The organism is Microbacterium sediminis (genome assembly GCF_004564075.1).
GTDB lineage: Bacteria > Actinomycetota > Actinomycetes > Actinomycetales > Microbacteriaceae > Microbacterium > Microbacterium sediminis.
In genome coordinates this window covers 2,000,795-2,019,986 of record NZ_CP038256.1, presented here as the reverse complement: position 1 = coordinate 2,019,986, position 19,192 = coordinate 2,000,795, and the positions used below count along the sequence as shown (strand labels likewise).

Annotated in this window: 15 protein-coding genes; 10 read left to right on the top strand and 5 right to left on the bottom strand. The window is 71.0% G+C overall.

Translation table 11 applies throughout. From position 1 onward, the window contains the following. Positions 1 to 41 precede the first annotated feature (41 nt). The gene (locus E3O41_RS09620; protein WP_067026203.1) at positions 42 to 635 is read right to left on the bottom strand and encodes a PadR family transcriptional regulator; all 594 of its coding nucleotides are present in this window, start codon (positions 633 to 635) and stop codon (positions 42 to 44) included. A gap of 154 nt (positions 636 to 789) precedes the next feature. Here E3O41_RS09620 and E3O41_RS09615 point away from each other — a divergent pair, with 154 nt between their 5' ends. Beyond that, positions 790 to 1,734: a phosphodiesterase gene (locus tag E3O41_RS09615; RefSeq protein ID WP_067026201.1), complete on the top strand. Its 945-nt coding sequence runs from the start codon at positions 790 to 792 to the stop codon at positions 1,732 to 1,734. A 3-nt stretch (positions 1,735 to 1,737) separates the two neighbouring features. Here E3O41_RS09615 and E3O41_RS09610 read toward each other — a convergent pair whose 3' ends face one another. Next, positions 1,738 to 3,300 (bottom strand): stealth family protein, encoded by a 1,563-nt coding sequence (locus E3O41_RS09610; RefSeq protein ID WP_135012297.1) that lies wholly within the window; start codon positions 3,298 to 3,300, stop codon positions 1,738 to 1,740. A 325-nt stretch (positions 3,301 to 3,625) separates the two neighbouring features. Here E3O41_RS09610 and secA point away from each other — a divergent pair, with 325 nt between their 5' ends. Both secA and E3O41_RS09600 read left to right on the top strand, forming a co-directional pair. Continuing rightward, positions 3,626 to 6,373 carry a preprotein translocase subunit SecA gene (secA, locus tag E3O41_RS09605; RefSeq protein ID WP_067026199.1) on the top strand — a complete coding sequence of 916 codons (2,748 nt, stop codon included), beginning with the start codon at positions 3,626 to 3,628 and terminating at the stop codon, positions 6,371 to 6,373. A gap of 62 nt (positions 6,374 to 6,435) precedes the next feature. Next, entirely contained in the window at positions 6,436 to 7,659 is a 1,224-nt protein-coding gene (locus tag E3O41_RS09600) for a pyridoxal phosphate-dependent aminotransferase (RefSeq protein WP_067026197.1), read from the top strand. Positions 7,660 to 7,776: 117 nt separating this feature from the next. Here E3O41_RS09600 and E3O41_RS09595 read toward each other — a convergent pair whose 3' ends face one another. Beyond that, positions 7,777 to 9,900, bottom strand: a complete 2,124-nt coding sequence (locus E3O41_RS09595) for a S9 family peptidase (protein WP_067026195.1) — start codon at positions 9,898 to 9,900, stop codon at positions 7,777 to 7,779. Positions 9,901 to 9,970: 70 nt separating this feature from the next. On the opposite strand from E3O41_RS09595, the gene E3O41_RS09590 reads away from it, so the two are divergent. The 4 genes from E3O41_RS09590 to E3O41_RS09575 all read left to right on the top strand — a co-directional run bounded on the left by E3O41_RS09590 (position 9,971) and on the right by E3O41_RS09575 (position 14,135). Then, positions 9,971 to 11,392: an inorganic phosphate transporter gene (locus E3O41_RS09590; protein WP_067026193.1), complete on the top strand. Its 1,422-nt coding sequence runs from the start codon at positions 9,971 to 9,973 to the stop codon at positions 11,390 to 11,392. Beyond that, a complete protein-coding gene (locus E3O41_RS09585; protein ID WP_067026191.1) occupies positions 11,389 to 11,715 on the top strand; it encodes a peptidase in 327 nt (108 codons plus the stop codon). Before E3O41_RS09590 ends, E3O41_RS09585 begins: the two co-directional genes overlap by 4 nt. Positions 11,716 to 11,734: 19 nt before the next feature. Further along, positions 11,735 to 12,625: a metallophosphoesterase gene (locus E3O41_RS09580; protein ID WP_067026189.1), complete on the top strand. Its 891-nt coding sequence runs from the start codon at positions 11,735 to 11,737 to the stop codon at positions 12,623 to 12,625. Positions 12,626 to 12,686: 61 nt separating this feature from the next. Continuing rightward, positions 12,687 to 14,135: an aspartate ammonia-lyase gene (locus E3O41_RS09575; protein ID WP_067026187.1), complete on the top strand. Its 1,449-nt coding sequence runs from the start codon at positions 12,687 to 12,689 to the stop codon at positions 14,133 to 14,135. Between the two features lie 112 nt (positions 14,136 to 14,247). Here the strand turns inward: E3O41_RS09575 and E3O41_RS09570 are convergent, their stop codons facing one another. Then, positions 14,248 to 15,117: a fumarylacetoacetate hydrolase family protein gene (locus E3O41_RS09570; protein WP_067026185.1), complete on the bottom strand. Its 870-nt coding sequence runs from the start codon at positions 15,115 to 15,117 to the stop codon at positions 14,248 to 14,250. Between the two features lie 97 nt (positions 15,118 to 15,214). Here E3O41_RS09570 and E3O41_RS09565 point away from each other — a divergent pair, with 97 nt between their 5' ends. The 3 genes from E3O41_RS09565 (at position 15,215) to E3O41_RS09555 (ending at position 17,736) form a co-directional block, all read left to right on the top strand. Then, positions 15,215 to 16,456: a PrsW family intramembrane metalloprotease gene (locus E3O41_RS09565; RefSeq protein WP_067026183.1), complete on the top strand. Its 1,242-nt coding sequence runs from the start codon at positions 15,215 to 15,217 to the stop codon at positions 16,454 to 16,456. 177 nt (positions 16,457 to 16,633) lie between these two features. Further along, entirely contained in the window at positions 16,634 to 17,005 is a 372-nt protein-coding gene (locus E3O41_RS09560) for an FKBP-type peptidyl-prolyl cis-trans isomerase (RefSeq protein WP_067026181.1), read from the top strand. A gap of 182 nt (positions 17,006 to 17,187) precedes the next feature. Next, a complete protein-coding gene (locus E3O41_RS09555; RefSeq protein WP_067026180.1) occupies positions 17,188 to 17,736 on the top strand; it encodes a YceI family protein in 549 nt (182 codons plus the stop codon). 82 nt (positions 17,737 to 17,818) lie between these two features. Here E3O41_RS09555 and E3O41_RS09550 read toward each other — a convergent pair whose 3' ends face one another. Then, complete coding sequence (locus E3O41_RS09550; protein WP_067026178.1) at positions 17,819 to 19,141, bottom strand: MFS transporter; 1,323 nt, start codon at positions 19,139 to 19,141, stop codon at positions 17,819 to 17,821. Between the last annotated feature and the right edge of the window lie 51 nt (positions 19,142 to 19,192).

The window sequence follows — 19,192 nt, the reverse complement described above, 5'->3', positions numbered from 1 at the left end:
GTGGGTCTGATGGGCGCCGCGGACGCGGGCCGGGCGCGGCGTCACGCGCGGACCTTCGCGGGCCGTCCCCGCCGGGGCCGCTCGCTCGCCAGCGCCAGCTCGAACGCGTGCCGCGGGTGCGCGCGCAGCCGCTGCTCCGCGTGATCCAGCCAGCGCACCTCGGCCTCGGCGGCGAAGATCATCGCGTCCGTCACGAGCGAGCGGGCCAGGGCCTCCGGGCCGTCCGGCGACGCGTCGCTGCGGCCCTCGTCGCGCAGCGCGGCCAGCTGGGCATCGGCGGCTCGGCGCTGCGTCCGGATGATCTCGGCCGCGTCGACCCCCGGCAGCGTCGCCGCGAGCGCGAGCTTGACGGCCAGCTCGTCGCGCGCGCCCGGCGCGCGGACGACGGGCGCCGAGAGCCAGGCCGCCACGGCCGCCCGCCCGTCGGCGGTGATCCGCCAGAAGACGTGCCCCTGATCGTCGGCCTCGTCGCGGCTGACCAGGCCGTCGCGCTCGAGGCGCTCGAGGGTGTTGTAGATCTGGCCCACGTTGACCGGCCACGTCGCGCCCGTGCGGCGCTCGAACTCCGCCCGCAGCTGATAGCCGTAGCACGGCCCCTGGTCGAGGATGGCGAGCAGGCTCTGACGCACCGACATGGCGCTCCTTCGCAAAGGGTTTCCGGGTATGTATGTGTCGAGCATAGGCACATCGCGGGGAGGGGACGTCCGCCGCGCAGAGTTCGCCGGATGTTCACGCAAAGACGGCGGCGCGTCGGCGACCATGTCGCCGGGCGCAGGTACCTTAGGGGCCATGGCTGAGATGGCCTCGGCGCGCATCGCCGAGTACTCGCACCCGAGTCATCTGCTCGTCCACCTGAGCGACACGCACCTGCGCGCTCAGGGCGGTGTGTTCGACATCGACGCCGCGGCGCACGTGCGGCGGATCCTCGATCAGGTCGAAGCGTCGGGCGCCCGGCCGGACGCGATCGTGTTCACCGGCGACCTCGTCGACCTGGGGGAGCGCGAGGCGTACGCGCAGCTGCGGGCGATCGTCGAGCCGGCCGCCCGCCGCCTCGGCGCGCGGCTGGTGTGGGTGATGGGCAACCACGACGACCGCGACGGCTTCCGCCGCGAGCTGCTGGGCGAGTCCGGCACCGACCCGGTCGACGCCGTCCACGACATCGACGGGCTGCGGCTGATCGTGCTCGACACCTCGGTGCCCGGCGCGCATCACGGCGAGGTGAGCGACGCGCAGCTGGAGTGGCTCGAGCTGGAGCTCGCGATCCCGGCGCCCCACGGCACGATCCTCGCGATGCACCACCCGCCGGTGCCCTGCGTGCTCGACCTGGCGACGGTCGTCGAGCTGCGCGATCAGCGCCGGCTGGCCCGGGTCCTGCGCGGCACGGACGTCCGCTCGATCCTCGCCGGTCACGTGCACTTCTCGACGACGGCGACGTTCGCGGGCATCCCCGTCTCCGTGGCCTCCTCGAGCTGCTACACGCAGGACCTCGGCGTCGCGGACGGCGGCATGGCCCCGCGCGACGGCGCGCAGTCCTACAACCTCGTGCACGTCTACGACGAGACCGTCGTCCACTCGGTCGTCCCGTTCAGCGACGCGCCCGCCGCGGAGTTCACGCCCGCGGCCGAGACGCGCCGGCGCCTGGCCGAGGCGGGCGTGGTGATCCCGGAGTCCACGGCCCGCGTCCGCGCCGACCAGATCGCGCCGCCGACGGAGCCGATCCCCGTCCTGCGCTGAGGTTCAGCGCTCCCAGGGCGCCTTGACGGGGAAGTACGCCTCGAGGGTGTCGCGCACGACCCGCTCGCGCAGCTCCTCGGGGATCTCCGGAACGCTGCCGTCGTTGAGGCAGAACATGTCGGCGTCGCGGCGCGTGAGCAGCTGCTCCAGCCGGGCCAGCGCCGAGGCGCGGGTGGTCTGGATGTAGCGGGTGCGCGGCACCGTGGTGGCGAGCGCGCGACCGGTGAAGGCGGCGTAGTAGTGGTACAGCGAGTTCGTGACCGACACGTCGGTCGCGCTGCGGAAGCGCGCGGCCGCCGTCCGGCGGAACTCCTGGGGGAACTCGCGCTCGAGCTCGAACATCACGCTGCGCCGGTGGGGGGTCGCGCAGTGCTGCAGGTCGCGCGTGATCACCCGGCCGAAGCGGCTCTCGAGCACCTCGCGGTTCACCCGCGCCGCGTTGTCGTGACCGCTGCGGTGCGTGCGCGAGGGGCCGATGCCGATGCGCACGTCGCACTCGACGAACTTCGTCAGGCCCGACGCGGTGAAGAACAGCTCGGGTCGCACCGGGCGGCCGAAGAACATGTCGTCGTTGGAGTAGAGGAAGTGCTCGGCGATGCCGGGGATGCGGTGCAGCTGCGCCTCGACCGCGTGGGAGTTGTGCGTGGGCAGCACGGTCGGGTCGGCGAAGAACTCCTCGCTGCGCACGATGCGCACCTTCGGGTGCTCCTTCAGCCATGCGGGCGCGGGGCTGTCGGTCGCGATCCAGATGGTGCGGATCCACGGCGCGAACATGTGCACGCTGCGCAGGGCGTAGCGCAGCTCGTCGACCTGCCGGAACCGCGCGGCGTGGTCGTCGCCGTCGCCGACCACGTAGGCGCCCATCCGCTCGGCGCGCTTGCGCTGGAACTCGCTGGAGGATCCGTCCACCCACGAGAAGACGATGTCGACGTCCTCGGTGAACTCGTGGGCCAGGGGTGTGAACATACCGCGCATCGTGCGCCACGACCGCCCGTAGCGCTCCACGGTCTCGAACGCCAGGTCCTCGGCGTCCATGTGCCGGCGGGTGAGGGCGTTCGGCCGAGGGGCGATGACCTGGTCGCCCTCGAACCGCCAGAACTCCAGGCGGATGCCCGTCTCGTGCCCGTAGCGCAGCATGCCGGCGGGCGACACCGTCTCGGGCCGCGCGCCGGGGACCACGCGCGGGCGGAACAGCGTGGCCACGTCGTGCCGGCCGAACGCGCGCGCGGCGCCACCGCCGAGGGGCAGCAGGCGGCCGCCGGGGCGGCGCGCGGCCCACGGGGCCTCGGCCGCCGCGCGGTCGAGCGCCGCGAGCGCCGTGTCGCGGTCGGCGTGGGCGACGGCCAGGGCCGGGCGGCCGCTGGAGCGCCGCAGCAGCAGCGGCGCCAGGCCCGCGTGCTCGAGGATCTCGGCGAGGGCGAGGAGATCGGCCGCCTCGGCCTCGGCGGGCGTGATCGACTCGACGAGGTGCGGCAGCCCCGTCACGGGCCGCGGGTGGGCGCCCGCGGCGGTCGCTCGGCGGGTCACGTCGTCCTGCGACGGGTGCTCGGTGTTCAGAAACGTCATCACATCACCTCGGAGATCTGCTGGCGGCCGGGGCCGCGATCGACAGTGCTCCGGCGCCGCGCTGCGCCGGAAGCGGGGGCCGGAAGGCGGGCCCGGAAGGCCATTCCCGCGCTCCGCGTCGGCGACGCGGAGGGGAACGGTGAACGTACAGATGGTAAACGATCGATGTTGCGTGCATATTTCCCGATCGTCCGGGAATCCCGTGCCGCTGAGAAGGGGCTGACGCCGCCCCCGGGACGGGCGGATACGATGGCCTCTGTATGCCCGGTGCCGGCTGGCGCGGGCGGCGGCGCGCAGCGCGTCGCGACCTACGAGGAGATGTCACGTGGCGAACCCCTTCGAGAAGCTGCTCCGCGCCGGTGAAGGGCGCGTGCGCAGGCGGCTGCAGCAGGTCGTGCGAGCGGTCGGCGCGCTCGAGGAGGACTACGAGTCGCTCACCGACGAGGAGCTGCGGAACGAGACCGCCGAGCTGCGCGCGCGGTACGAGGCGGGCGAGACGCTCGACCAGCTCATGCCCGAGGCGTTCGCCGCGGTCCGCGAGGCGGCAAAGCGCACCCTCGGCATGCGGCCGTACGACGTGCAGGTCATGGGTGGTGCCGCCCTGCACCTCGGCAACATCGCCGAGATGAAGACCGGTGAGGGCAAGACCCTCGTGGCGACCATGCCGGCGTACCTCAACGCGATCGCCGGCAAGGGCGTCCACGTCATCACCGTCAACGACTTCCTCGCCTCGTACCAGGCTGAGCTCATGGGCCGCGTCTACCGCGCCCTCGGCATGACGACAGGCATCATCGTGTCGGGCCAGAAGCCGGCCGAGCGCCGCGAGCAGTACGCCGCCGACATCACCTACGGCACGAACAACGAGTTCGGCTTCGACTACCTCCGCGACAACATGGCCTGGCGCAAGGAGGACATCGTCCAGCGCGGCCACTTCTACGCGATCGTCGACGAGGTCGACTCGATCCTCATCGACGAGGCCCGCACCCCGCTGATCATCTCCGGCCCGGCCCAGGGCGACGCGAACCGCTGGTTCAACGAGTTCGCCAAGATCGCCCGCACGCTCGAGGAGGGCGTCGACTACGAGGTCGACGAGAAGAAGCGCACGGTGGGCGTGCTCGAGGCGGGCATCGAGAAGGTCGAGGACTACCTCGGCATCGACAACCTCTACGAGTCGGCCAACACCCCGCTGATCTCGTTCCTGAACAACTCGATCAAGGCGCTCGCGCTGTTCAAGCGCGACACCGACTACGTCGTCATGAACGACGAGGTCATGATCGTCGACGAGCACACGGGCCGCATCCTCGTGGGGCGCCGCTACAACGAGGGCATCCACCAGGCCATCGAGGCCAAGGAGGGCGTGCCGGTCAAGGCCGAGAACCAGACGCTGGCCACCGTCACGCTGCAGAACTACTTCCGCCTCTACGAGAAGCTCTCGGGCATGACGGGCACGGCCGAGACCGAGGCCGCCGAGTTCATGTCGACCTACAAGCTCGGCGTGATCCCGATCCCGACGAACAAGCCGATGGCCCGCAAGGACCAGCCCGACCTCGTCTACGCGACCGAGCAGGGCAAGTTCGCCCAGGTCGTCGAGGACATCGCGGAGCGCCACGAGAAGGGTCAGCCGATCCTCGTCGGCACCGTGAGCGTCGAGAAGAGCGAGTACCTCTCGCGCCTGCTGTCGAAGAAGGGCATCCGGCACGAGGTCCTCAACGCCAAGAACCACGCGCGCGAGGCCGAGATCGTCGCCCGCGCCGGCCGCCTCGGTGCGGTCACGGTCGCGACGAACATGGCGGGCCGCGGCACCGACATCATGCTCGGCGGCAACGCCGAGTTCCTCGCGGTGCAGCAGATGAAGGAGAAGGGGCTCGACCCCAACGAGACGCCCGAGGCGTACGAGGCCGAGTGGGACGCCGTCTTCGAGCAGGTCAAGGCCCAGGTCGAGGCCGAGGCGGCGCAGGTGCGCGAGGCGGGCGGGCTCTACGTGCTCGGCACCGAGCGCCACGAATCGCGCCGCATCGACAACCAGCTGCGCGGACGCTCCGGCCGCCAGGGCGACCCCGGCGAGAGCCGCTTCTACCTGTCGCTGCAGGACGACCTCATGCGCCGCTTCCAGCGCGGCGGCACCGACGCGCTGCTCGCGCGCGGGGTCGAGGAGGACGTCGCGATCGACTGGAAGATCGTCGGCCGCCTCATCAAGAGCGCGCAGTCGCAGATCGAGTCGCGCAACGCGGAGTCGCGCAAGAACGTCCTCAAGTACGACGACGTGCTCAACCGCCAGCGCGAGGCGATCTACCGCGACCGCCGGCACATCCTCGAGGGCGACGAGATCAAGGATCGCGTGCAGCACTTCCTCGAGGACGCGATCACGTCGGTCGTCGACCAGCACACGTCCGAGGGCCACAGCGAGGGCTGGGACTTCGACGCGCTGTGGGCCGAGCTGAAGACCCTGTACCCGATCGGCGTCACGATCGACGAGGTCGTCGCCGAAGCGGCGGGGCGCAAGGGCGGCATCACGGCCGAGGCGCTCAAGCGCGAGCTCATCAGCGACGCGAAGATCGCCTACGAGAAGCGCGAGCAGGAGCTGGGCGAGACCGCGATGCGCGAGCTGGAGCGACGCGTCGTGCTGCAGGTGCTCGATCGCCGCTGGCGCGACCACCTCTACGAGATGGACTACCTCAAGGACGGCATCGGCCTGCGGGCCATGGCCCAGCGCGACCCCCTCATCGAGTACCAGCGCGAGGGCTACGCGATGTTCCAGTCGATGATGGACCAGATCAAGGAGGAGGCCATCGGCTTCCTATTCCACCTCGAGGTCCAGGTGCGCCGCGCCGGCGACGGCGAGGCGGCCGAGGTCGAGGCCCAGGGCCTGGGCGAGCAGGGCCCGCAGCAGCTCGAGTACTCCGCCCCCAGCGAGGACGGCGACATCGAGGTGCGCAACGACCGCGGACAGGTGCAGCGCGCGGCGCAGAGCGAGGCGAAGGCACCGCGCACCGCCCCGCAGAGCGCCTTCGGCGCCGCCGCCGACAACGCGGCCGGCACGAACCGCGCCGCGCGCCGCGCGAAGAAGAAGTAACGCTTTCGGATCGGCCCGGCTCCCCGCGCGGGGGAGCCGGGCCGTCCGCGTATTCTGAGGCGATGAGTCTGCGTCCCCTCGATCAGTCGGCGAAGTTGAAGAACGTTCTGTACGAGATCCGCGGAGCGGCACTGGCAGAGGCGGCCAAGCTCGAGGCGCAGGGCCACACGATCCTGAAGCTGAACACGGGCAACCCGGCGATCTTCGGCTTCGAGGCGCCGTACCAGATCGTCCGCGACATGATCCGCGCCGTGCCCAACGCGCACGGCTACAGCGACAGCCGCGGCATCGTCGAGGCCCGCCGCGCGATCGTGAGCCGCTACGAGAACGAGCCGGGCTTCCCGCAGTTCGACGTCGATGACGTCTACCTCGGCAACGGGGTGTCGGAGCTCATCACCATGACGATGCAGGCGCTGCTGAACGAGGGCGACGAGGTCCTGATTCCGGCGCCCGACTATCCGCTGTGGACCGCCATGACGAGCCTCGCGGGCGGCACGCCGGTGCACTACCTGTGCGACGAGCAGAACGGGTGGCAGCCCGACCTCGAGGACATCCGGGCGAAGATCACGCCGAGCACCAAGGCGATCGTCGTGATCAACCCCAACAACCCCACCGGCGCGGTGTACAGCCGCGAGGTGCTCGAGGGCATCGCGCAGATCGCGCGCGAGCACTCGCTGCTGCTGCTGAGCGACGAGATCTACGACCGCATCCTCTTCGACGGCGCCCGGCACATCCCCATGGCGTCGGTCGCGCCCGACCTGCTGTGCCTGACGTACAACGGCCTGTCCAAGACCTACCGCGTCGCCGGCTACCGGTCGGGTTGGATGGTCATCACCGGCCCGCGCACGCACGCGAACGGCTTCCTCGAGGGCATCCAGCTGCTGGCCTCCACACGCCTGTGCGCGAACGTGCCCGCGCAGCATGCGATCCTCGCCGCGCTGACGGGCGTGCAGTCGATCGACGCGCTCATCGCGCCGACCGGCCGCCTGCACGAGCAGCGCGACATCGCGTGGGAGGGGCTCAACGCCATCCCGGGCGTCTCGTGCGTCAAGCCGCAGGGGGCGCTGTACGCGTTCCCGCGCCTCGATCCCGAGGTGCACGAGATCCACGACGACAAGAAGCTCATCTACGACCTGCTCGTGCAGGAGCACATCCTCATGGTGGAGGGCACGGGCTTCAACTGGCCTACGACCGACCACCTGCGGGTCGTCACGCTGCCCGAGCCGCGCGTGCTCGCCGAGGCCGTCGAGCGCCTGGGCAACTTCCTCTCGAGCTACAAGCAGTAGGCGCGCCTCAGTCGGCGAGGCCTCGCGGCACGGCTCGTCGACCGGAGGCGCGCAGCGCCGGAGCGGAGACGGGTCGAGCGCAGCGGCGCAGCCGCGGAGTCGAGACCTGAGGGCGCCTCAGTCGGCCAGGCCGAGCACGTCGAGGATCCAGGCGAGCTGATACGCGCGCTCGCGCCAGGAGTTGTAGCGACCGCTGACGCCGCCGTGCCCGGCCACCATCTCGCACTTCAGCAGCGCGTCGGCCCCGGCCTCGCGCAGCCGCTGCACCCACTTGGCGGGCTCGACGTACAGCACGCGCGTGTCGTTGAGGCTCGTCATCGCGAGGATGCGCGGGTAGGCCACACCGTCGCGCACGTTCTCGTACGGCGTGTACGACTTCATGTAGGCGTACACGTCGGCCTCGTGCAGCGGGTCGCCCCATTCGTCCCACTCGATCACCGTGAGCGGCAGCGAGGGGTCGAGGATCGTCGTCAGCGCGTCGACGAACGGCACGTCGGCGAGGATGCCGGCGAACGCGTCGGGGGCGAGGTTGGCGACGGCGCCCATGAGCAGCCCGCCGGCCGATCCGCCCTCGGCGACGATCCGATCGGGGCTCGTGTAGCCCTCGGCGGCGAGGAAGCGGGCCACGTCGACGAAGTCGGTGAACGTGTTGCGCTTGGCCTGCAGCTTGCCGTCCTCGTACCACTGCCGGCCGAGCTCTCCGCCGCCGCGCACGTGCGCCACGGCGTACACGACGCCGCGGTCCAGCTCGCTCAGGCGCGCGACCGAGAAGCCGGGGTCGATCGAGTGCTCGTACGAGCCGTAGCCGTACAGGTGAACGGGCCGCGGCGCGTCGCCCGGCGTGCCGAACGAGCGCTTCCAGACGAGCGAGACGGGGATGCGTGTGCCGTCGGCGGCCGGCGCCCACAGGCGCGCCTGGTCGTAGTCGGCCGGGTCGTAGCCGCCGAGCACCTCGGCCTGCTTGCGCAGGTGCAGCTCGCCCGTGGCCACCTCGTACTCGTACACCGTGCCGGGCGTGGTGAACGACCCATAGCCCAGGCGGATCACCGGCGGAGCCCACTCGGCGTTGCCCGACGCGCCCACGGCGTAGAGCGGGTCGGGGAATTCCAGCTCCGTCAGCACGCCGGTCTCGTACTCCAGCAGCGCCACCCGGGGCAGGCCCTCGCGGCGGTACTCGACGACGGCGAAGTCGCGGAAGCAGTCGATGTCGAGCAGCCGGCGGCCCGGCTCGTGGGCCAGCACCACCTCGACGGCGTTCGGGTCGGCCAGCGGCACGCGCACGAGCTCGAAGTCCAGCGCGCCGTCGTTGTGCAGGATGTAGAGCCAGTCCTGCCCGTCCACGATCGCGTGGTCGACGCCGTACTCGACGCCCTCGCGCCGCGGCCACACCACCCGCGCGCCGGCGGTCGGATCGGCGGCGTCGAGGATCGAGACCTCGCTCGTGATGCTCGAGCCCGACTCCACCATGAGGAAGCGATCGCTGCGGGTCACGCCCGCGCCCACCCAGTAACGCTCGTCGTCGTCGCCGTAGAGCTCGATGTCGCGGCTGTTGTCGGGCTCGCCCACGCGGTGCAGCCACACGCGGTTCGGGCGCCACGCCTCGTCGACGGTGGTGTACACGAGGTGCCGCCCGTCGGGCAGGAACTGCGCGCCGCCGAAGGCGCCCTCGATGACGTCCGGGAGCGTCTCGCCCGTGACGAGGTCGCGCACACGGATCGTGTAGCGCTCGTCGCCCGCGACGTCGACGGCCCAGAGCATGCGGGATCCGTCGCTGGAGACGTCGAACGATCCGAGCGAGAAGAACGAGTGGCCCTCGGCCTCCACGTTGGAGTCGAGCAGCACCTGCTCGCCGGGGACCTCGACGTCGGGGGAGAGGACCGGCGGGGTCCAGTCGTCCGGGCCGGCGAGCGGCGCGCGGCACTGGATGCCGTACTGCTTGCCCTCCACGGTGCGCCCGTAGTACCACCACTCGCCCTTGCGGCTGGGCACGCTGAGGTCGCTCTCGCGCACGCGCCCCTTGATCTCCTGGAAGATCCGCTCGCGCAGCGGCTCGAGCCCGGCCAGCACGGCGTCGGCGTGGGCGTTCTCGGCCTCGAGCAGCGCGATGACCTCGGGATCGTCCTTCGCGCGCAGCCACTCGTACGGATCCTCGAACGTGTCGCCGTGGTGCGTGCGGGCGACGGGCCGGCGGGCGGCGATCGGGGCGGGCGGGACGGCGGAGGTCGTGGGCTCGAAGGTCACCCGTCCACGGTACCCACTGGCTTCCGAGCCCGCTCCGGGTGAACGGCAGGTGAACGGCTAGCCTGGGGACGTGGAGATCGCCACGCTCATCATCATCCTCGTCGTCGCCCTGGCGCTGTTCTTCGACTTCACCAACGGCTTCCACGACACCGCCAACGCGATGGCGACCCCCATCGCCACCGGCGCCCTGAAGCCGAAGACGGCTGTGGGCCTCGCCGCGGCGCTCAACCTCGTGGGCGCCTTCCTGTCCACCGAGGTCGCGAAGACCATCTCGGGCGGCATCATCCGCGAGGATCAGATCGCGGGCGATCTGTTCCCGCCGCTCATCTTCGCCGGCCTCATCGGCGCCATCACGTGGAACATGCTCACGTGGCTGCTGGGGCTGCCGTCCAGCTCGTCGCACGCGCTCTTCGGCGGCCTCATCGGTGCGACCCTGGTCGGCTTCGGGGCCGCCGGCATCGACTTCGGCGTGGTGGTCTCGAAGGTCGTGCTGCCCGCCCTGCTCGCGCCGCTCACGGCCGGCATCATCGCCTTCGTGCTCACCCGCATCGCCTACTCCGTCACGCGCCGCTACGACGGCAGGCCCGACGGGCGCGACGGGTTCCGCTGGGGCCAGATCTTCACCTCGTCGCTCGTGGCCCTCGCGCACGGCACCAACGACGCGCAGAAGACCATGGGCGTCATCACGCTCGCGCTGATCTCGGTCGGCTGGCAGTCCGCCGCCCACCACGAGCCGCAGCTGTGGGTCATCGTCTCGGCCGCCGCCGCCATCGCGCTCGGCACCTACGTGGGCGGGTGGCGCATCATCCGCACGATGGGCAGGGGCCTCACCGAGGTCAAGCCCGCCCAGGGCTTCTCGGCCGAGACGTCGACGGCGGCCACGATCCTCGCCTCGAGCCACCTCGGCTTCGCGCTGTCGACCACGCAGGTCGCCTCGGGCTCGGTGATCGGCTCCGGTCTCGGGCGGCGCGGCTCGTCCGTGCGCTGGAAGACGGCGGGGCGGATCTTCGTCGGCTGGGTGCTCGCGCTGCCCGCCGCGGGCGTCGTGGGCGCGCTCGCCGCCCTGCTCGTGGTGTGGCTGGGGATCGGCGGTGTCGCGATCGACGCCGTGCTCGCGATCGTGATCATCCTCGTGCTGTTCCTGCGGTCGCGGAAGGACAACGTGCACGCCGGCAACGCCATGAACGACGTGGCGCAGTCCGACCTGGCGGTGAGCACGACGAGCACCCCGCCGCCCACGCGCCGGCAGCGCCGCGAGGCCGCCCGCGACGCGGCGCGCCGGGCGGAGCTCGAGGAGGTGCGGCGCGCCGCACAGCTGGCCGCGCAGCAGGCGGTGCGCGAGGAGCTCGCGCGCGCCGCCGACAAGGCCGCGAAGGCCGCGGCCGACAAGGCAGCCGAGGCCGCCGCGGCGAAGGCGGCCAGGGTCGCGGCCGAGGAGGCAGCGCGGATCGCGGCGCAGCGCACGCCGAAGAAGAAGGGGAGCGGCAGATGACGATCGACTGGCTCGCGTTCCTGCAGGTGTTCGCCGCGGCCCTCGTCGCGGGCGTCGTGGTCGTGGGGTTCTACGCCACCGGGCTGCGGCTGCTGGCGCGCTCGGGACGCATCCCCGTGGTGGCACCCGCGGTGTTCACCGACGCGATCGCGGTGATGACGCCCAAGCAGATCGCCAAGGCGCAGAAGCAGGCCGACAAGGCGGCCCGACGCAGCCCGCTCACCGAGGGGCAGAGGCAGCTCGCGCTCGTGGGCGCCTTCGCGTGCTTCGCCGTGGTCGTGCTCGCGGTGCTCGCGGGGATCCTGCTCATCGTTCTGGGCTGAGCGCCGATAGCCTGGCCGCATGCAGTTCGGCCAGCACGCGCCCGCGCGGCGCACGATCGTCCACCTCAGCGACACGCATCTGCTCGCCGGCGGCGCCGCGCTCGGGGGCCGCTACGCGGTCGAGGAGCACCTGCGCGAGACGCTCGCGCGTGTGGAGCAGCTCGAGCAGCGGCCGGACGCGCTCGTGTTCACGGGCGATCTCACCGACCTCGGCGAGCCCGACGCGTACGCGCGGCTGCGCGCGATCGTCGATCCTGTCGCGGAGCGGCTCGGCGCCCCGATCGTGTGGGTGGCGGGCAATCACGACGAGCGGCCGCAGATGCGCCGCGACCTGCTGGGCCTCGAGCCCACGCAGGAGCCGGTCACGGGTGTGTGGGATCTCGGCGGGCTGCGCCTCATCGCGCTGGACTCCACCGTGCCGGGGTGGCACCACGGCGAGATCGACGCGGCGCAGCGCGAGTGGCTGCGCGCGGAGCTCGCCGAGCCGGCGCCGCTCGGCACGATCCTCGCCCTGCACCATCCGCCGCTGCCGAGCCACGTCCCGCTGTTCGACATCCTCGAGCTGAAGGATCAGGATCTCCTCGCCGAGGCGATCCGCGGATCGGACGTGCGGGCGATCCTCGCGGGTCACCTGCACTACTCGATGAACGGCACGTTCGCCGGCGTCCCCGTCAGCGTCGCGGCCGCCACGTGCTACACGATGGACGTGGCCCGGCCCGCGCTGCGCGTGAACGGCATGGACGCGGGCCAGTCGTTCCACCTCGTGCACGTGTACGACGACACGATCACGCACACGGTCGTGCCGGTGGCCGCCGCGGAGCCGGCGACGTTCTTCGCCCCGGAGTTCTACGAGCGCATGGCCGTGCTCACCCCGCAGGAGCGCCTGGAGGCCTTCTCCCGCAAGCGATGACGTGCCGCCCGCGCGTGCACCGGCCCGTCGCGAGGCAAACGCGGGCGGGACGCCTAGGCTGATGAGGGTGACGGCACCGACGCGCACCGAGACCGATTCCCTGGGTTCCCTCGAGATCCCCGCCGACGCCTACTGGGGCATCCACACGGCGCGGGCGCTGGAGAACTTCGACATCACCAAGCGGCCCATCTCGGTGTATCCCGAGCTCGTGCGCGCGCTGGCGATGGTGAAGCAGGCGGCCGCCCGGGCGAACCGCGACATCGGCGTACTCGACCCCGAGCGGGCGGATCTGATCGATCGCGCCGCGCAGCTCGTGATCGACGGTCGCTTCCACGACGAGTTCGTCGTCGGCGTCATCCAGGGCGGCGCCGGCACCTCGACCAACATGTGCGCGAACGAGGTCATCACCAACGTCGCGCTGGAGCTGGCGGGGCGGCCCAAGGGCGACTACGCCTACCTGTCGCCGATCGATCACACCAACCGCAGCCAGTCGACCAACGATGTCTACCCGACGGCGATCAAGATCGCGATCATCATGGCCCACTTCACGGCCATCGACGAGCTCGACCTGCTGCAGCAGTCCTTCCGCGCCAAGGGGCGCGAGTTCCACGACGTGCTCAAGGTGGGCCGCACCCAGCTGCAGGACGCCGTGCCGATGACGCTCGGTCAGGAGTTCAACGGCTTCGCCAGCACCCTCACCGAGGACCTGCAGCGCCAGCGCGACAACGCCCGGCTGCTGCTCGAGATCAACATGGGCGCCACCGCGATCGGCACGGGCATCACGGCGCACCCCGAGTACGCCCGGCGCGTGCGCGATCACCTCGCCGCGATCTCGGGCCTCGAGCTCGAGACGGCGACCGACCTCGTGGAGTCCACGAGCGACACCGGCGCGTTCATGTCGTTCTCGGGCGCGATCAAGCGCACGGCCATGAAGCTCTCGAAGATCTGCAACGACCTGCGCCTGCTCTCGTCGGGCCCGCAGGCGGGCCTGGCCGAGATCAACCTGCCGGCCCGCGCCGCCGGATCGTCGATCATGCCGGGCAAGGTGAACCCCGTCATCCCGGAGGTCGTCAACCAGGTCGCCTTCTCGGTCGCCGGCGCCGACACCACCGTCACGATGGCCGTCGAGGGCGGTCAGCTCCAGCTCAACGCCTTCGAGCCCGTCATCGCGCACTCGCTGCTGCAGTCGATCACGTGGATGCGTCAGGCCATGCGCACCCTGCGCGTGAACTGCGTCGACGGCATCACCGCCAACCGCGAGCGCCTCGGCGCGATGGTCGGCTCGTCGGTCGGCGTGATCACGGCGCTGACGCCGTTCATCGGCTACTCCGCGGCGGCCGCGCTCGCCAAGACCGCGCTCCTGACCGGGCGCAACGTCGCCGACCTCGTGGTCGAGGCCGGGCTGATGTCGCGCGAGGAGGTCAGCAAGCAGCTGCGGCCCGAGCGCCTCTCGGGCATCGAGCCGATCACGCAGACGATCCCGGTGATCGCCCCCGAGGACCTGCCGTAAGGCGGGAGCCGTTCAGCAACCGGCGAGTTCGACCTCCCGGTTGGGGAACGGAGCGGCGGAGCCGCGCAGATGAAGCGACCAGTGCACGCCGGTGGCGGGCGGGGAGCCGCCGTCAGTCGACGATGCGGCAGTGGGTCGTGAGCTCGCCGATGCCGTCGACGCCGACCGTGACGGTCGTGCCGTCCTTCAGCAGCACCTGCGGCGTGCGCGAGAAGCCCGAACCGCCGGGGCTGCCCGTGGAGATGAGCGTGCCGGGCAGGATCGTGATGCCCTGCGAGAGGTGGGCGATGAGCGTCGCGACCGAGCGGACCATCTGACCCGTCGAGCCGTCCTGCAGCAGCTCGTCGCCGATGCGCGTCCAGATGTGCAGGTTCTGCGGGTCGGGGATCTCGTCGGCCGTGACGACGTCGGGGCCGACGGGCGTGAAGCCGTCGAGCGACTTGCAGCGGCTCCACTGCGCCTCGGAGTACTGGATGTCGCGCGCCGAGATGTCGTTGACCACGGTGTAGCCGAAGACGTGGTCGAGCGCCTCGTCCTCGGTGACGTCGCGGGCGGGGCGGCCGATCACGACGCCGAGCTCGGCCTCGTAGTCCACAGCGCCGGTCACGCTGCGCGACCACGTGGTGGTGCCCTCGTGGCCCGCGAGCGAGTTGGGCCACAGCGTGAACACGGTCGGCGTGGAGTCGGTCTTGAGGTTGAGCTCGCCGGAGTGCGCGGCGTAGTTGAGGCCGACCGCCATGATCGCCGGCGGGCGCAGCAGCGCGGGGGCGTAGCCGGCGTCGGCGAACGAGATGCGCTCGCCGCGACCGTCCGCCAGCGCGGTGCGGAGCGCGTCGAGGGCCTCGGGGCCGGCGGCGATGAGCTCGTCCAGCGATCGCGGGGCGTCCTCCACCAGCGTGGCGACCGGGATCGCCTCGTCCCCCTCCTTCACGACGAGCGTGGGGGCGGACTGTCCGGGCAGCACGAGGTGGGAAAAACGCATCGTCCCAGTCTATGAGCGCGAATCGACGCGCCCCTGTCGTGGAAGTCGCACAGAAGTCCCCATGTCTGCCGTCGGATCGCGCCAATAGAGTGTGGGCATGACTTACGGGGGCGGGAACTTCCACACGGGCACGGTCGGCGACGCGCAGCAGGGATGGGCGTCGCCGCTCGCGCATCCGGCGCACGCTCAGCCGGCGCACATCGCCCCGGCAGCGCCGCAGGAGCCGCACCTTCAGCTGCCGCCCGTGCCCTCGAAGGGGCGCGCCCCGTGGCTGTGGATCTGGATCGTGCTCGGCGTGCTCGCCGTCGCGGTCATCGGCTACTACATCACGGGTCTCGGCGTCGTCGGCGTGGCGATCACGAGCTTCCTGGCGCTGTTCCCGTTCGTGGGCATCATCCTCACGGTGCTGCTGCTCATCGACCGCTGGGAGCCGGAGCCCCGCTCGCTGATCGTCTTCGCGCTCGCGTGGGGCGCCGTCGCCTCGATCGCCCTCACGCTGCTGACGATCATCGTGCTCGACCTCATCGCGATGCTCCTGGGCACCGATCCGCTGCTGCACGAGATCCTCTCGATCATCGTGCGCGCCCCGATCGTCGAGGAGGGCTGGAAGCTCCTCGGCATCCTGCTCGTGCTCTGGATGGGCCGCAAGGCGTTCGACGGTCCGGTCGACGGGCTCGTCTACGGCATGCTCATCGGCGCGGGCTTCGCCTTCACCGAGAACATCCAGTACTTCGTGCAGGCCCTCTACCTCGGCGGGATCGACGGCCTCGCGACCAACTTCTTCCTCCGCGGCGTGATGAGCCCGTTCGCCCACGCCATGTTCACCGGGGCGATCGGCCTGATGATCGGCCTGGCCAAGCGCGGCGGACGCAGCATCCCGCTGTTCACCCTCATCGGCTACGTCATCGGCGTCGCGCTGCACGCGCTGTGGAACGCCTCGTCGACGCTGGACATTTTCTTCCCGAACGCGTTCTACACCGTCTACGCGCTCGTGGAGGTGCCGATCTTCGTGCTGTTCATCGTCTGCGTCGTGCAGCTGCGCAAGGAGGAGATGCGCCTGACGAAGGAGCGGCTGGGGGAGTACGCCGACGCCGGCTGGTTCACGCGCCAGGAGGTCGACATGCTCGCCACGCCCCAGGGGCGCAAGATCGGCAAGCGGTGGGCGGCGAGCCTGCGCGGCAATCGCTCGGCGCTCATGAAGTCGTTCGTCGCCGACGCCACCGCGCTCGCGATGGCCCGGCAGCGCGCGCTCACCGGCCGCGACCCGGGGGCGGTGGAGGACGAGCACCTGCTGCTGCACCGCGCCTCGGCCACGCGACAGGCGCTGCTCGCCCCCTGAGATCCCGGGGTCTTGACACGTCCCCGCAGAGCGGGGATCCTGAGATCAGGTCCCATTCGGCGCCCGGTTGACTCGCAGACATCGTCGCGGCCCGGGCGCCGAATGCTGTCTCCGGCTCGATGTCGGCGCGTGTCGGGGCCGGTGTCGCTCGCGCGCCGAACGTGTTTGGATGGAGCCATGAGCGCAGATCGCACCAAGCCCGAGTTCGACGCCCCCGAGGGCCCCGCGCCCACGGAGCTCGTCATCCGCGACATCATCGTGGGCGACGGCGCCGAGGCGAAGCCGGGCGACACCGTCACCGTCCACTACGCCGGCGTCGAGTACGAGACCGGCGAGGAGTTCGACTCGTCGTGGAACCGCGGCGAGAGCATCCAGTTCCCGCTGCGCGGCCTGATCCAGGGCTGGCAGGAGGGCATCCCCGGCATGAAGGTGGGCGGCCGTCGCGAGCTGGTCATCCCGCCGCACCTCGCCTACGGTCCCGCGGGCGCCGGTCACTTCCTCAGCGGCAAGACCCTCATCTTCATCATCGACCTCATCGACGTCGCCTGACGACGCCGAGATCCACGCGCCGCATCGCCCCTCGGGGCGGTGCGGCGCGTTCGTTGTCGGTGAACATCGCGTGACATATCGTCACAACCTGGAATCTATGCACGTGAATGGGTTATGGTGAGGGGCCAGGCCCGGTCGCGGTGCCTGCCCCTCAACACAGAGTCTCAGGAGACGCACACACCATGACGATCGACATCCCCGGCTACACCCCCGGCACCTACGTCCTCGACCCGGCGCACAGCGAGGTCGGCTTCGAGGTCCGCCACATGATGATCTCGAAGGTCCGCGGCCTGTTCGCCGTGAAGTCGGCCACGATCGTGCTGCCCGAGAACGTGCTCGAGGCCACCGTCGAGGCCACCGCCGACGTCGCCTCGATCGACACCAAGGACGAGGGTCGCGACGCGCACCTGCGCAGCGCCGACTTCTTCGACGCCGAGACGTACCCGACCATCACCTTCCGCAGCACCGGCGTGCGCGTCGAGGGCGGCGAGTTCTTCGTCGACGGCGACCTGACGATCAAGGACGTCACCAAGAACGTCACGTTCGACCTCGAGCTCGGCGGCTTCGGCACCGACCCGTTCGGCAACTTCAAGGTCGGGGCCACCGCCCAGGCCACGATCAACCGCGAGGAGTTCGGCCTCACCTGGAACGCCGCGCTCGAGACCGGCGGCGTGCTCGTGGGCAAGGACGTCAAGATCACCCTCGACCTGCAGGGCGTGCTGCAGAAGTAAGCCTCATCGGGTGGGGGCCCGATGACCCAGACCCCCGGTGGCCGCGGATCCCGCGAGAGCCACCGGGGTCTTTCTCGTCCGGTTACGGACGCGGCTCGAGCGAGTCGTAGGCGCGGAACGTCGTGGACGCCCGCAGCAGCAGCGCGATGAGCGCCACGATGATCATGCCGCCCGCCACCGCCGGCACCCAGTGCGCGAACAGCGTCGCGAGGGTGCCGTAGTAGAGCGCGCCGACGCGCGGACCGCCCGCGACGACGACGATGAACACGCCCTGCAGGCGACCGCGGAACTCGTCGGGCACCGCCTGCTGCATCATCGTCTGACGGAACACGGCGCTGACGTTGTCGGCGGCGCCCGTGCCCGCCAGGAAGATGCACGCCAGCACGATCAGCGTGACGTTGGCGTGCTGCGCGTCGATCGGCCCGTCGGCGAACCACCCGAAGCGCGCGGCGAGCAGCGTCAGCCCGAACAGCAGCGTGCACACGCCGAACACCTGGATCGCCCGGGCGATGCCCACGCCCTGCCTCCGGACGGCGCCGAGCCGCCCGGAGAACACGCTCGAGAGCACCGTGCCGATGGCGATCGCCGCCGTCAGGAACCCCGTCGTGATCTCGCCGCCGCCGAGCACGAGCACGCCGACCGCCGGGAGGATCGCCACGGGGTGGCCGAACGTCATGGCGACGATGTCCATGACGTACTGCATGCGGATGTTGGGGGCGCCCTGGAGGAACGCCAGGCCCTGCCTGAGCGACTTCAGCCCCGGCGTCGCCGCGGAGCCCTCCGGCTTGAGGCTCGGGAGCGTCCACAGGCCGAGGAAGAGCGACAGCATGAGGATCACGTCGATCGTGTACGTGACGGGGTAGCTGAACAGGGCGACGAGCACGCCGCCCAGCGCCGGACCGGCCATCACCATGAGGCCCATGGTCATGCCGTTGAGGGCCGCCGCGGCCGGCACCAGCTCCTTGCCGACGAGCTTCGGCGTCATCGCCGACTTCGTGGCGCCGACGATCGAGTTCGCGGCCGAGTTGACGATCGACAGCGCGTACAGCCACCACTCGTTCACGCCGCCGGTCCAGGCGAGCAGGGCCAGCATCGCCGTGGAGACCCACGTCACGCTCGCCGCCGACAGGGCCACGATGCGCCGGTCGAAGAAGTCCGCGAGCATGCCGCCGTAGAGCCCGGCGACGATCATCGGCAGCAGCCCGGCGAACGCGATCATCGCCACCGCCATGTCACTGCCCGTGAGCGCGTACATGTGCAGCATCACGGCCATGATCGTCAGCTGCCCGCCGAGGCCGCCCAGGAGGTTGCCGATCCAGAGGCGCGCGAAGGCCGGGTGCTGCGTCAGGGGACGCAGGTCGATCAGCGCGCTCCGGTGTTCCTGATGCGGAGCGGGGGAGGTCACCCTGAGATCCTACGGCCGGGTGGCGAGGCCCCTTCCCGGTCCCGGGCTCGG

What these genes read in the sequence shown, in the direction of transcription:
- E3O41_RS09620 (WP_067026203.1), bottom strand. Translation starts at nt 635, where the DNA reads ATGTCGGTGCGTCAGAGCCTGCTCGCCATCCTCGACCAGGGGCCGTGC.
- E3O41_RS09615 (WP_067026201.1), top strand. Translation starts at nt 790, where the DNA reads ATGGCTGAGATGGCCTCGGCGCGCATCGCCGAGTACTCGCACCCGAGT.
- E3O41_RS09610 (WP_135012297.1), bottom strand. Translation starts at nt 3,300, where the DNA reads ATGACGTTTCTGAACACCGAGCACCCGTCGCAGGACGACGTGACCCGC.
- E3O41_RS09600 (WP_067026197.1), top strand. Translation starts at nt 6,436, where the DNA reads ATGAGTCTGCGTCCCCTCGATCAGTCGGCGAAGTTGAAGAACGTTCTG.
- E3O41_RS09585 (WP_067026191.1), top strand. Translation starts at nt 11,389, where the DNA reads ATGACGATCGACTGGCTCGCGTTCCTGCAGGTGTTCGCCGCGGCCCTC.
- E3O41_RS09580 (WP_067026189.1), top strand. Translation starts at nt 11,735, where the DNA reads ATGCAGTTCGGCCAGCACGCGCCCGCGCGGCGCACGATCGTCCACCTC.
- E3O41_RS09575 (WP_067026187.1), top strand. Translation starts at nt 12,687, where the DNA reads ATGAGGGTGACGGCACCGACGCGCACCGAGACCGATTCCCTGGGTTCC.
- E3O41_RS09570 (WP_067026185.1), bottom strand. Translation starts at nt 15,117, where the DNA reads ATGCGTTTTTCCCACCTCGTGCTGCCCGGACAGTCCGCCCCCACGCTC.
- E3O41_RS09565 (WP_067026183.1), top strand. Translation starts at nt 15,215, where the DNA reads ATGACTTACGGGGGCGGGAACTTCCACACGGGCACGGTCGGCGACGCG.
- E3O41_RS09560 (WP_067026181.1), top strand. Translation starts at nt 16,634, where the DNA reads ATGAGCGCAGATCGCACCAAGCCCGAGTTCGACGCCCCCGAGGGCCCC.
- E3O41_RS09555 (WP_067026180.1), top strand. Translation starts at nt 17,188, where the DNA reads ATGACGATCGACATCCCCGGCTACACCCCCGGCACCTACGTCCTCGAC.